Source organism: Brevibacillus choshinensis, assembly GCF_001420695.1.
Classification (GTDB): domain Bacteria; phylum Bacillota; class Bacilli; order Brevibacillales; family Brevibacillaceae; genus Brevibacillus; species Brevibacillus choshinensis.
This window is the reverse complement of sequence record NZ_LJJB01000013.1, coordinates 81,289-94,103: the sequence shown is the minus strand read 5'-3', so window position 1 is coordinate 94,103 and position 12,815 is coordinate 81,289. Positions and strand designations below refer to the sequence as shown.

14 protein-coding genes are annotated in these 12,815 nt (G+C 50.8%); 8 read left to right on the top strand and 6 right to left on the bottom strand.

The annotated features are described in order from the left end of the window. Nucleotides 1-54: 54 nt before the first annotated feature. From AN963_RS20675 to AN963_RS20665, 3 genes are all read left to right on the top strand, one after another. Nucleotides 55-504: a GNAT family N-acetyltransferase gene (locus AN963_RS20675; RefSeq protein WP_055746461.1), complete on the top strand. Its 450-nt coding sequence runs from the start codon at nucleotides 55-57 to the stop codon at nucleotides 502-504. Nucleotides 505-638: 134 nt separating this feature from the next. Beyond that, nucleotides 639-1,151, top strand: a complete 513-nt coding sequence (locus AN963_RS20670; protein ID WP_055746460.1) for a TetR/AcrR family transcriptional regulator — start codon at nucleotides 639-641, stop codon at nucleotides 1,149-1,151. Nucleotides 1,152-1,257: 106 nt separating this feature from the next. After that, a complete protein-coding gene (locus AN963_RS20665; RefSeq protein ID WP_055746459.1) occupies nucleotides 1,258-1,683 on the top strand; it encodes a DUF3995 domain-containing protein in 426 nt (141 codons plus the stop codon). Nucleotides 1,684-1,773: 90 nt separating this feature from the next. On the opposite strand, the gene AN963_RS20660 is transcribed toward AN963_RS20665, so the two are convergent. After that, nucleotides 1,774-2,622 carry a PHP domain-containing protein gene (locus AN963_RS20660; RefSeq protein WP_055746458.1) on the bottom strand — a complete coding sequence of 283 codons (849 nt, stop codon included), beginning with the start codon at nucleotides 2,620-2,622 and terminating at the stop codon, nucleotides 1,774-1,776. Between the two features lie 106 nt (nucleotides 2,623-2,728). On the opposite strand from AN963_RS20660, the gene AN963_RS20655 reads away from it, so the two are divergent. Then, nucleotides 2,729-3,091, top strand: coding sequence for a hypothetical protein (locus AN963_RS20655; RefSeq protein ID WP_055746457.1), 363 nt, complete (start codon nucleotides 2,729-2,731; stop codon nucleotides 3,089-3,091). Here AN963_RS20655 and AN963_RS20650 read toward each other — a convergent pair. Both AN963_RS20650 and AN963_RS20645 read right to left on the bottom strand, forming a co-directional pair. Then, nucleotides 3,061-3,981, bottom strand: a complete 921-nt coding sequence (locus AN963_RS20650; RefSeq protein WP_055747808.1) for an MBL fold metallo-hydrolase — start codon at nucleotides 3,979-3,981, stop codon at nucleotides 3,061-3,063. The genes AN963_RS20655 and AN963_RS20650 overlap by 31 nt on opposite strands. 31 nt (nucleotides 3,982-4,012) lie before the next feature. Next, complete coding sequence (locus AN963_RS20645; protein WP_055746456.1) at nucleotides 4,013-4,765, bottom strand: YitT family protein; 753 nt, start codon at nucleotides 4,763-4,765, stop codon at nucleotides 4,013-4,015. A 253-nt stretch (nucleotides 4,766-5,018) separates the two neighbouring features. Between AN963_RS20645 and AN963_RS20640 the strand changes: the two genes are divergently transcribed. Together AN963_RS20640 and AN963_RS20635 are read left to right on the top strand one after the other, a co-directional pair. Continuing rightward, nucleotides 5,019-6,383 (top strand): hemolysin family protein, encoded by a 1,365-nt coding sequence (locus AN963_RS20640; protein WP_055746455.1) that lies wholly within the window; start codon nucleotides 5,019-5,021, stop codon nucleotides 6,381-6,383. Nucleotides 6,384-6,464: 81 nt separating this feature from the next. After that, nucleotides 6,465-8,810 carry a UvrD-helicase domain-containing protein gene (locus AN963_RS20635; RefSeq protein ID WP_055746454.1) on the top strand — a complete coding sequence of 782 codons (2,346 nt, stop codon included), beginning with the start codon at nucleotides 6,465-6,467 and terminating at the stop codon, nucleotides 8,808-8,810. Between the two features lie 136 nt (nucleotides 8,811-8,946). Here AN963_RS20635 and fabI read toward each other — a convergent pair whose 3' ends face one another. The 3 genes from fabI to AN963_RS20625 all read right to left on the bottom strand — a co-directional run bounded on the left by fabI (nucleotide 8,947) and on the right by AN963_RS20625 (nucleotide 10,741). Further along, the gene (gene fabI / locus AN963_RS20630; protein WP_055746453.1) at nucleotides 8,947-9,720 is read right to left on the bottom strand and encodes an enoyl-ACP reductase FabI; all 774 of its coding nucleotides are present in this window, start codon (nucleotides 9,718-9,720) and stop codon (nucleotides 8,947-8,949) included. 89 nt (nucleotides 9,721-9,809) lie between these two features. Continuing rightward, nucleotides 9,810-9,950 carry a hypothetical protein gene (locus AN963_RS31230; protein ID WP_161827296.1) on the bottom strand — a complete coding sequence of 47 codons (141 nt, stop codon included), beginning with the start codon at nucleotides 9,948-9,950 and terminating at the stop codon, nucleotides 9,810-9,812. 68 nt (nucleotides 9,951-10,018) lie between these two features. After that, nucleotides 10,019-10,741, bottom strand: coding sequence for a ZIP family metal transporter (locus AN963_RS20625; RefSeq protein ID WP_055746452.1), 723 nt, complete (start codon nucleotides 10,739-10,741; stop codon nucleotides 10,019-10,021). A 225-nt stretch (nucleotides 10,742-10,966) separates the two neighbouring features. On the opposite strand from AN963_RS20625, the gene AN963_RS20620 reads away from it, so the two are divergent. After that, entirely contained in the window at nucleotides 10,967-11,584 is a 618-nt protein-coding gene (locus AN963_RS20620; protein WP_055746451.1) for a MerR family transcriptional regulator, read from the top strand. A 111-nt stretch (nucleotides 11,585-11,695) separates the two neighbouring features. Continuing rightward, complete coding sequence (locus tag AN963_RS20615) at nucleotides 11,696-12,784, top strand: HD-GYP domain-containing protein (protein ID WP_055746450.1); 1,089 nt, start codon at nucleotides 11,696-11,698, stop codon at nucleotides 12,782-12,784. Nucleotides 12,785-12,815 lie beyond the last annotated feature (31 nt).

Here is a 12,815-nt window from a genome sequence, read left to right as displayed (position 1 = left end):
CTGTCACCCTGGCAGGGAGGGATCTTTTGCCATTAAAGGACGTGTTTCTTCAGCATGAACAAAACATATCTGATCCAAACCGTGCAATCTGAAAAAGAAATGGCGGATGCCCTCTCTGTGCGCCGTCTCGTGTTTATCGAAGAACAGGAAGTGCCAGCCGATCTGGAAATCGACGAGCACGATGAAGCAAACAGCGGAACGACTCACTTCGTCGCGTATGCTGGGGAAACTCCCGTAGGCGCTAGCCGCTTGCGTCCTTATGCCCCAGGCGTTGGCAAGGTAGAGCGTGTCGCGGTCAACAAAACGGAGCGCGGAACGGGTCTTGGCCGTCTGATCATGCTCGCGATGGAAGAAAATGCTCACAAGCAAAACTATGAGACCTTGAAGCTGAATGCGCAGACACATGCACAACGATTCTATGAAAAGCTCGGCTATGAGCCACATGGTGACGTGTTTGATGAAGCGGGTATCGAGCATATCGCGATGGTAAAAGCGCTGCGTTAATCAACAGAGTACCTAAAATGAACATGCCCTCGAGTTCGTTCAAACGAATCGAGGGCTTTTTTTATTTGACACGCGTCCCCTAAAGGAATAGGATGGAAACGAAAACATACGCTACCGTATCTTCGAGGTGAATCATGCAATATATGCGAGAGGATTGGATCAAGGCTTGCCTCCAAACATTGGCCGAAACAGGCATTGACGGGGTTCGAGTCGAAGCGCTTGCCCGACGGATGAACATTAGCAAGGGAAGCTTTTATCATCACTTTCAGGATCGTCAGGATTTGCTTGACTCCATGATTGACTATTGGGAAGAGCATGCGACAGAGCGAATCATCAACGCCCACGATGCGGATAGTACGCTGGAACAGCTTTTGTCCTTTGTCTTTGCGACCGAGAAAAAGGTGGAAGCAGCGATGTATTCTTGGGCCAAACAAAACCCTGTTCTCAGTCAACGAATCGCGACCATTGAGAAGCGGCGAATTCATTATGTCGCCACCCTTTATCAAAAAAAGGGAGCGCCACCAGCTGAGGCAGAAGCACGGGCTCACCTCGCCTATCTCCTGTACGTGGGATGGCTGGTCCGCTCTGAGCTTGACACCCCTTACCCCATTCAGGATCCGATGGAGATGTTATTGAAGTGGACCTGAAGATTTTCCCATTGCAACGGCTTCACACTGTTGCCTAGGATTTTCAGTACCCAAAACATACGGATGCGTATCTTTTGAAAATCGCAATAATCAGGAGGATGATGTCATGAAAATCGCCTTTATCTTATCCTCGGCTGCCATTTTACTCTTCCTTTCCCTGCTCCATCTATACTGGGTAGTCGGTGGAAAATGGGGACTGGAGGCTACCATCCCCCGTAGAGAAGATGATTCCCGCCGCCTCTTTTCACCAGGAAAGGCAGCGACAGTAGGTGTGGCGTTTTTGATTTTCTTTGCCAGTTATCTGCTCCTCGCTCAGAGCGGTTACCTGTACGCGCTCCTATCTGAGAGGCTGATCCGATGGGGGTGCATCCTTTGTGCAGCCGTCTTTTGCCTCCGAGCTATGGGTGATTTCCGCTACGTTGGATTTTTTAAGCGAGTCAGGCAAACACATTTTGCCCGAAACGATACATGGTTCTATAGCCCACTCTGCCTGTGGCTCGGGCTTGCATTTGTTCTCGCTGTGACTGATTGAGTAGTGTCGTGTAGATCGAACGTACGAAAGCCCCTGTCCACACGTTTTCATACGTGGCAGTCGGGGGCTTCCTTTCACTGCGTAACCAACCTATTTCCCTTTCCGATTCGCTGCTACCTGACGCAGCCTCTCCACTGCTTCCATCGGTGCCGTATGCGTCCCGAGCATCGCATGAAACGGCTCTTCCCCGCGCCAGCCGTGGAAATCGGAACCTCCCGTCATGACGAGGCCATGTTCATTTGCCCAAGCTGTGTAACGGGCGCGCTGTTCAGCATTGTTGTCCGGATGATTCACTTCGATCCCATCCAGCCCAAAGGCAATCAGCTCCTGCACCAAATCGTCGGCGTCATACAAGCCAGGATGCGCCAAGACAGCCGCTCCCCCCGCCTCTTTGATCAAGGTAATCGCTTCCTGTGGCGAGATCCGCGGTGGATTGACGTAAGCAGCGCCTTCCTTGCCCAAGTATTTCTCGAACGCCTCATTGATGGACGCAACCACACCGAGCTCCATCAGTTCTTCGGCAATATGGGGTCGCCCGATATTCTTGTCCGTTCCTTGCTTGCGGCGATACACGTTTTCCAAAGTAATGGGAATCCCCAGTTCCTGTAGCCGAGCGATCAGCAGCTGATTGCGTTCATGCCTCGTTTCCCGCAGGCCGACCAACCGTTCTTGAAAGGATGGGTCCTCATACGGAACAAAGTAACCGAGTACGTGAATATCTTGTCCCCGTCCCACGGAGCTGACCTCTACACCGGGAATGACCTCTAGACCTAATTCCGCTCCGGCTTCCAATGCAGCCGGAACACCTGCCACCGTATCATGGTCGGTAATAGCGACAGCCGTCAGTCCGGCTTCTTTGGCGAGGCGTACGTTTTCCACCGGATCGCACGTACCATCGGATGCTTTTGTATGCGTATGTAAATCAGCATGGTGATTCATGTTGGTCCACTCCTTCTTTTCTTTTTCTACAAGTCTGAATTGTGAATGCCCTACATAGGATGATACCAAACCTGAATACTTAAAGGTTGAGCCGAGGAGGATGTTCATGCGGTTAAAAAACAAAACCCTGACCGGTGTCGTGCAGCCACTCTCCTACGTCGACAAGATGTTGAGACTGCAGGGCTTTCAACGATCAGGAGGGGACGCCACACCCACGTATGATGTCGTCATGTATGACTCCGCTAGCAGCAGTACCTACTTTTTACGAATTCCTACGAACTATACTCACACGACGACAGGAAAAGGTGAGCTCACTGTCAAGCTGGGGCATCCCTATCTGGAAGCAAAGTTTTACATAAGTGCTGCTTCCGAAGAAGTCTTTTTCATTCCTAAAGCCGTCCGTGAAGCAGCCGAGCACAAGCTGGCTGAAATCGCAGACTACCTCTCAGCACCCTCTGCTCCGTCCTGAACAACGATCTCATTTTTCTTCCACAACCACCTGTTTTGAATAAAACGATAACCAACTCTCTCCTGTTTGTGCAAGCCGATGAGATATCCCATGAACGCTGTCCGAAATAGTACAAAGCTAGAGGCGTTCTCTATGGAAATGTGCAAGCGCTCACATAGGCGAGCTAATGCCTCTTCCAACGTATTTTCTTCCTGTAATAAGTCCTCGATCACCGCATAAATTTTGTGATGAAGCTCGATGTTTTTGGTCACAGCACCTTGAGAGGAGGTGGTGTACGGCCCGTGTCCAGGTATATAGCCTTTGTAGCTGGACGCCAGTAGTTTTTCCAGACTTGCGATCGTCTCATGAGCATCCACGAGAAACGGCAATTTGTGCTTATCCAATATTTCTTCCCCTAAATAACTGTCGGCCGCAAAGCAGATGTCGTCACACACGACGCCTACCTGTTGCCAGCTGTGTCCCGGCAGAGAAAGGATGGAGAATGGTACGCCATCGATCTCGATTTCACCCTCCAGTGGAAGGAGATGGTCCACCCGAGAAGCTTGGGCTAGCAAAAACTTGTTTCGCAAATCTGAGAGAGGTTCTGCACCCATATTCAGGTAGATCGGTTCGAGAATCGGATAACGGATAATTGCTTCTTCTAAAGGTGGCGCGTACACCTGAGTTTCCGGCCAGCATCCGAGCAGGTAGGCGTTGCCACCGAAGTGGTCGGCATGAGCGTGTGTTTGAATAATGGCACACAAGGGCTGGGCGATGGCGTCCAGTCCTTTTTTCAACTTTTTCGCTGTTTGGGTATCTAAACCGGAGTCGATCAAAATGGCACCGCTGCTTCCGATCACGAGTCCAATATTCACGTGACCGGGAAAATAACCGACCCGTTCCGTAATCATTTCAGGAGTATTAGCAGACAAGACAGGTCCCTCATTTCATCCTTTTCCTATTTATTTTCTCCATAAATTCCCCCTTCCCTTCCCCCTTTCTTGTTGCGCCCATGAAGATCGATTTTGTGATAGGTCTGTTCGACGCTCTGATGGGACTGAACGCGGCGCGCTCACTCGCACGAAAGGAGCCCAGCCGACCTAAAATGGTGTAGGGCGGTCGCCTCTTCCCCAGCCCACTGAACATGTGAGTGGTAGCCGCGACAGCAATGATAGTAAGCAGCGAAAAAACGGTTCTCTCTACACCGATGGTCTGCAGCGAGCAAGCGACGATCAATCCGTCGATGAAAAGGATGAGCACAGCGACGCGCATGCGGAATCTCCTCGCGAGGAATTGGGCAAGCAGATCAGTCCCTCCCGTATTGGTTTCGTAGGCAAGCATCAAGCCGATGCCCATTCCGATCAAGACGCCTCCTGTTATAGAAGAACTCGCTATCGTCCAATGGTTCCAACCGCGCAGTACGGACAATGTATCAATGAAAAAGGATGAGATGAGCATCCCGTGAAAGCTGTGGAAAAAGAGCCGACGATCAAGAAAAAACACAACGATGTAGACAGGAATACTGACGAAAATCATCACGAGCCCGGGCGGCAATTTCATGTAGTAAGTCGCGAGTAGGCCGAGGCCGATCATGCCTCCGTCCATCAAGCGATGGGGCACCAAAAACAGATTGACGCCTCCTGCCACCAGAATGCTACCAGCCAGTATCGCGACCGTTTTTGTCAACCAGTACATGCCCCTCCCCTCCCTTTGGACAGTTGCTCGTTTATGTGTATGACACAGATGAATCGGGTATGTCCAACCGCTTTCTGAATGCGCTCTAGCAGGTCGGAACGTTTTGACTGTTCGGTTGACCTATTGGTATACTATCCAATAACAAGGAAGATACGAATGTTTACGTGGCTTTCATCGTACATTGGAATTACCATTCTCAATCAGACGGAGGTGAATTCTCCTCCTTTCGCACAGCGGGAGGCTGGAGGTATGCTTGGAGAGTCCGATAGGGGAGCTTACGCTGAATCTGCTGCTTGTGCTGTTTTTGGTCTTTCTAAACGGTTTCTTCGTCGCAGCAGAATTCTCGTTAGTAAAAGTCCGCCAAACCCGCTTGACCCAGCTCGTAAGCGAGGGCAATCACAAGAGTGCCCGTTACGCGCAAAAGGTCACCCAGCAACTGGACGCCTATCTGTCTGCCTGCCAGCTCGGAATTACGCTGGCATCGCTCGGCTTAGGTTGGGTTGGTGAACCTGCAATCGCCCATTATGTCGAACCCATGATGGCATTTTTTCATTTACCTCAATATTTGGAAAGCCCGATTTCGCTGGCTATCGCTTTTGCGATCATCACGTTTCTCCATATTGTCTTGGGAGAGTTGGCACCCAAATCGTTGGCCATTCAAAAAGCAGAAGCGACCTCTCTGTGGACTGCAGGTCCGCTGATGTTTTTCTACAAGATCAGCTACCCGTTGATTTGGCTGTTGAACGGAGCTGCCAATCTGTTCATGCGACGCTTGGGCATCGAGCCTGCCTCTGAAAACGAATCCGCTCACACGGAAGAAGAAATTCGCCTGCTCGTCACCCAGAGCCACAAGAGTGGCCACATCGATCAGACGGAGCTGGCGCTCGTCGACAACGTCTTTGTGTTTTCAGAACGACTTGCCCGGGAAATCATGATTCCCCGCATTGAGATGATCTGTCTATACGACGACAATACATTCGATGAAAATTTGGAAATCATGAGAGATTCGCGCCACTCACGCTTTCCAGTCGCGCATGAGGATAAAGACCGGTTGATCGGATTTGTCCATACCTCAGACTTTTACCTCTCCGCATTGACTACTGGCAAAGCAGAACTAAAAGATTTTCTACGCCCGCTGCTGACCGTGCCGGAGTCCATGGAAATCAGCCATGTACTGCGGCTGATGCAGAAGCGACGTTCCCAACTTGCCATCGTCATCGATGAATATGGAGGGACGGCTGGCATTTTGACAATGGAAGACATCCTCGAAGAAATCGTGGGCGACATCCAAGACGAATTTGATGAACACGAACGACCTGAAATCGAGGAAAGCGCGGGCAATGCGTTGTCCGTTTCCGGAAAAACGCTTTTGACAGAGCTGAATGACTACATTACGATTGAAGTGGTGTCTGACGAGGTCGACACGATCGCCGGCTGGCTCTACAGCCAATTGAATGAGGAAGTGGGGCACGGAAAAGCCGTCATGTTCCAAGGCTATCTGTTCACCATCAGCGAGCTGGAAAATCACCGCATTACCCGGGTAGGCATTTCCTACGTAGGTGAAGATGATCCTGCCTCCCTTCCCGAAGACACGGTGCTATTACACGCACAATCCTAACGACACAACAAGTTGGCAAGTGTCCCCTGCGGCCAGGGGGCACTTCTTCTTTCATCCTTACTATCAACCTGAGGTGTCCTGATGAAACATGCCTTTCTCGACAACAAACCCATCCTGTTGCAACCGGAGACCTACAATCGCATACCGTTTTGGCGAATGGCAGCACGACAGGATCAGGTACGCTGTCCAGCCTGTGCATCGCCTTTGCGCCTGATCGCAGGAATCTCCTTTGAACCTTATTTCGCACACCCAGAGGGAGTGTCTTGTCCTAGCTCCGAGCAAGCAGATGTCTTGCCCCCTGATTGGTTGCAAGCACAGGAAGAAGCCGCAGCAGCGACGGCTCCGCTCCTAGAGGACAAGCCCGCTGAAGAAGACGTAGATGATGACACCGAGATGATCGGTTCCTTTCGCTTGCCCCAAAAACGAACGATCGGAAGCAGTGTCACGGTGCCTCCCCCTACTCCCAAGCCACCTATCTTTCGTAAAAGGCTGACGCCCAAAAAGAGCATCCAGCATCTCGCAGAGCAAAAGCGCAATGAACCGCTGCATCCAGGACAGCAACGTGCAGTTCATACCACAGATGGTCCCTTGCTCATTTTGGCTGGAGCTGGAAGTGGCAAGACGCGCGTGATGACAGCCCGTACGGCTCACCTCATCCAGGATCTGGGCGTAGAACCTAAAAAGATCATGGTCGTTACCTTTACGACCAAGGCAGCCGAGGAAATTCGCCAGCGCATTGCCCGGCAGCTTCTTCCTGGTCAAGCACGCGAACTGGTTGCGGGTACGTTTCACAGCATCTTCTATCGGATGCTTCTGCACCATCAGCCTACTCTTTGGGACCAGCAGCGCCTTTTGAAAAAAGAATGGCAAAAGTGGCGTCTTTTGCGGGAAACAGGTGCGCTTTTGGGTCATGACGATCTGCTCACGCTCAAGGAAAACGAAGCACTCGATGCACTCGGCGTCATCAGCCGCTGGAAAAATGAATATATCCTCCCCCATGATGTGGCGTATCGGGAACCTGCGAACGATACGGAGCGACAGGCTCAGCAGCTTTATCCGGTCTATGAGGAAGCCAAGAAAAAGCATAACTGGTTCGACTTTGATGACATGCTGATCGGCTGCTACGAGATGCTGCGAGAAGATGCCCAGCTTTTGCGACGGTATCAGGAGCGAATCACCCACGTAATGGTCGACGAGTTTCAGGATATTAACCGCATCCAGTATGAGACGGTGAAACTACTGGCTGCTCCACAGAACAATCTGTGCGTTATTGGCGATGATGATCAGTCGATTTACGGATTTCGCGGGAGTGATCCGCAGTACATACTGGGCTTTACCAAAGATTTTCCTGAAGCCCAGACGATCACATTGGAAGTCAATTACCGCTCTCACTCCTCTATCGTCAGTCTCGGTTATTCCTTGATCGGTCACAACCGGGAACGATGGGAAAAAGAATGCCGTTCCTTTCATCGCGAAGAGGGAGACACGTATCTTTTCGAGCCGGAGGACGAGGAAGAACAAGCCTCTCGCATCGTCGATGAAATCATCCATCGGCAAGAGCGGGGTGCCATTTTAGGCGAATGCGCGATCTTGTTTCGCACGAATGAATCCGCACGTCCGATACTGGAGCGTCTGAGTGAAGCAGGCATCTCCTTCCACTACACGCAGGAGGAAGATTCCTTCTACCAGCGGCAGACGGTGCGCTGGACGTTGCAATATTTACGCCTAGCTATGAATCCGGATGATACGGACGCGTTAAAAGAAATTCTGCCTACGCTCTACATTTCCCAAGAGATGTGGAATGCGCTACGCAGTCAGGCGATATTGGAGGACCTCCCCATTCTCCACGTCCTGCCGCAAATGACGCAGCTCAAGCCATACCAGCGCAAGCATTTACAGGCGGTAGCGGACATCCTCACTTCCTGTCGTGAATGTTCGGCTGCGCAGGCTTTGGAACTAATTTTTGAGGATGGCAAGCTCCGCGAATATTTAAAGAAACGTGCGAAGAATCGGGAAGACGGCAAAGACCGCTGGAGCGACGAACTGCAGCAAATATTGGCTGCCGCCAAGCGCCATGCGACTGTACCCGATTTTCTCCACTACATTGATCAAATGGCGATACGCGAAAAAGAGTGGCGCACGCAGCGGCCACTCCCTGACGAAGCAGTACATGTATTAAGTATTCACCGAGCAAAAGGTCTCGAGTACGACCACGTCTTTTTGCCGGATTTGGTCGAAGGTGCCTTGCCTCACGAGTATACGCTGGACGAGCTGCGCAAAGGCGGGAGTGCCGCACTCGAGGAAGAACGCAGGCTCCTATACGTCGCGATTACCCGTGCCCGTCACAGCCTGTGCATCGGAATTCCCCGAGAACGATTCGGCAGAAAGACCAGGATCTCCCGCTTCGTCGCTGAAATGGGCAGGTAGATACTGGAAGCCACCACCCATATAAATCAAAAACTCTTCCATGTTCGTAATCAATGGAAACATAAAAAACAGGCTCCCTTCCTCGCATTTACGTTAAGTGTGCGCAGAAGGTGAGCCTGTTATGCATGTATCAATATTAGCCGCCCATAATGCTGTAGCCTGCATCCACGTGCAAGATCTCGCCCGTAATACCACGGGACAAGCTGCTAAACAGGAACAATGCCGTATCTCCCACCTCAGACTGATCGATGGTCCGACGCAATGGCGCTTTTTCTTCGATTTCTTTTAAAACGGAGTTAAAATTGCGAATTCCTTTTGCAGCCAGCGTACGAATCGGACCGGCAGAAATCGCGTTGACTCGGATGTTTTCTTTCCCCAGATCATTCGCCAAATAGCGTACGGAAGCATCCAGAGCAGCTTTTGCTACCCCCATGACATTGTAATTTGGAACGGCGCGTTCTCCACCCAAATAGGTCATGGTGACGATGCTGCCTCCTTCTGTCATCAGTGGACGTGCTGCCCGAGCGACTGCTACCAGCGAATAAGCACTGATGTCTTGCGCCAATGCGTACCCATCACGGGACGTATTGACATACTCCCCTTCCAATTCTTCGGTCTTGGCGAATGCGATGCAATGAGCCAGTCCATGAATGACGCCGACCTGCTCCCGAATCACAGCAAAAGCTGCTTCCACGTCCTCATCACGGGTCACATCGCAGTTGACCAAGAGAGATTCCTTGCCCAGCTTTGCGGACAACTCAGCTACGTTTTCGCGTAGACGCTCTCCCTGGTAGGTAAAGATTAGATTGGCACCAGCCTTGTGTAGTGATTGGGCGATTCCCCAAGCAATGCTGCGATGGTTAGCCACTCCCATGATTACGATGTTTTTCCCCTCTAACAATGTATTCATAGCATGCATCGGCCCCTTTCCAACATATTCCACATTATAACCGATCTTGTCCACGGTTACGAGTATGGAAAAAGGGGATGTCCTACTCTCTACTCACTGCCAGTGTGGGATTGTGTCGAAGCATCCCACCACGGTTCTTCCAGCGGGTTAAGTGACGTCCCTGTTTCCGGGAATTCAGCCTGCCGTTGCACAGATTCTTCGAGTTGCTCTTGTCCTTGTACCCGATCCATGTGGTCACGTCCTTTCTTGCTCAGTCTTCGAGCCATTCTTTTCTTAGACTGGCAAAAGAAAGGAGTGTTTATGCATGTGTATGATTTCCGGATAAATACGCTGTCAGCATCATATAAGCAAGGATTGCCCCAAAGAAGTACACCCCTAGCTGGGCTTTCCTCGCATGTTGAATATAGGGGACGAGGTGGCTCGCCGAGACGTACAAAAAGATCCCTGTCGTAATTGCGAGCATCACCGGAGACCAAGCCGGCGGGAAAATCTTCTCGACCACTCCCATGCTGCAGGCACCTACAATCGTAGCAATCCCGAGGGAGGTAGCCCCCCAGAACGCTTTTCGTCGTGAACGTGTAGCCGCGAGAAGCAAGGATGCGACTGTTACCCCATCCGGAATCTTGTGGAGCAGCAGCGCCAGCAAAACCGATACGCCTACTTCTGTATCCATTCGCAGGCTCGCGGTCAGAGAGACACCTTCGACAAAAGCGTGCAGTAAAAATCCTGTCAACACTCCGATGACGCTTGTCGATCCCAGCTCGCCTCCTGCCTTCCCAATCATTTCGATAGCAAACAGCACCGCAAATCCGACCAGAACAAAGGGCATCATGTGGTGATTTTCCCCTTCGAGGACGTGCGGTAGCAAGTCAAGCATGGTGATGGCCAGCAAAAGCCCGGCTCCCGCACTGATCATGGCAAACAAGGCTTCCTCGGACCAGGCGCGCCAACATAATAAAAGTCCGCCGATACTACTGGCAGCGGCGGCAGACAACAAGACAATCCAGAAGACAGGTGGCATCGTACGGTCCTCTCCTCGACATGATGGTTAGGTCCCTTCCATTGTACGCGCCTGTCCCGGTCATTATGAGTCTGTACATTCATTTGACAAAAAATGCAGAACTGTCCAAAACAGACGAATCTACACTAGTTTTTAGAACCTTTGTCGATTCTCTCTTACCCGGAAAAAAATGGTGCTATAATGACTCCACCGGGAATACCGAGGGGAAAAAAGGAGTGATTCGGGATGGATGTACAAGTTTGGATGGCTTCGAAAGAGGTAGCTGATCGCCTTGACGTGCACGTTCGTACACTGCGTAACTGGCTGGACTTGTTCGTACCTGCGCATGAGCGACTGAAAAATCCGCAGGGTCACTATTTGATCAGCGAAAACGGCTTTACTCTACTGAAAGAAGTAAAAGAACGAAAAGATAGTGGCAACAGCTCTCTGCGCGAAATTCAACGTCAGCTCATTGATGAAGGTCGAATTCCAGAAGAAATGCTCTTGTCGGAGGAGCTGTCCTCCTCTGAAGAAACGGCGATCACTCTGGCAACCTCCAACAAGCTGGATCCGGGAATGCGTGAAATGGAGCGAAGTGTACAGAATGCACTGATCCAGTTTCAAAATGAACTTACCCAATTGACTTCACTCAACCACATGCAGTCGACCATCCTGCAAAAAATTACGGACATCGAAGAGATGCAGGAATCTCTGCGCTTGGAAATCCGTCGCGTCACATTTGAAATGGATCTGATGCAGCAGCGTCTGACCCGACGCAAGGAACGATATGCTCGCCATGAGCCTCGCTGGTCGCTGAATCCTTTCCGTTGGTTTACTCGTTCCGACCGGGCTGCAGAACATTAACAGGGTAAGTAGTAGTCTCTGTCCTTTTCTTATGCTATATTTGTGCTAACTGAATTACCGGAAAATCAGGACGATTTACATTTCAACAAGAAAAGGACTGGGACTTTCGTCGTGAGAAAATTGCATATTTCCTCGGTTAAGCCGGGCGATGTAGTAGCAAAAAGTGTATTCCTGGAAAATGGGAATGTTCTACTGGGTCTAGGAGTAGAACTGACTTCGCGCTATATCGATCGGCTTGTTCAATTGGGTATCGACACGCTCTACATTCAAGACAAGCATACCGAAGATATCATCCCGGAAGAAGCCATTCGTGATGAGACCCGAAAAGACGCCGTTGATGCGGTCTACAAAACGATGACGACCTTGATGGACCAGCCACTGGTGAAGCGGCGTACATCTTTACCTGACTTTGGGTCCACTTTTCAAAAGGTGTTCCGGGAAATCATCACAGACCTGAGCAGTCGACGGGATGTATTGGTCAACCTCTCCCATCTTCATGTTTTGGACGGCTACTTTTTTCACCACGCCGTGAATGTGGCGGTGCTGGCGGGAGTTGTCGGTCTGGCCAAAGGGTACAACCAGCAGCAGTTGATGGAGCTCGGAATCGGCGCCCTGTTATTTGATATCGGAATGACACAAGTCCCCAAGGAGCTGTGGAGCAGAAAGACAGAGCTGAGTGCCGAAGAACGCAAAAGGGTTCAATATCATACGGAAGACGGCTTCAATATTTTGCGAAGTCAGTACAATATCTCTGTCGTCTCTGCCCACTGTGCTCTGCAGCATCATGAACGGTACGATGGCTCCGGATATCCACGACAGCTCTCAGACATGAACATTCACGAGTATGCGCGCATCGTAGCGATCGCCGACGTTTATGACGCTCTGATCTCGCCACGCCCTTTCCGCAACAGCTACACACCAAGCGATGCAACCGAGTTTTTGTTTGCAACAGGCAATTCCTATTTTGATCTGGACCTTTTGAAGGTGTTTTTGCAGCACGTCGCGATTTACCCCATCGCCTCAACCGTCCAGCTGAACACAGGACAAGTCGGTGTCGTCTCACATGTAAACTCGTTGGCTGTGAATCGACCGACGATTCGCATCCTGCAAGATCCCGATGGTTCTGCCATCGCCTCTCCCTACGAGATCAACTTGTACGAGAAGGATTATATGAGCGTGACAATCGTAAAAACGCTGTAATCAATACACAAAGCTGGGACATATTCGTCCC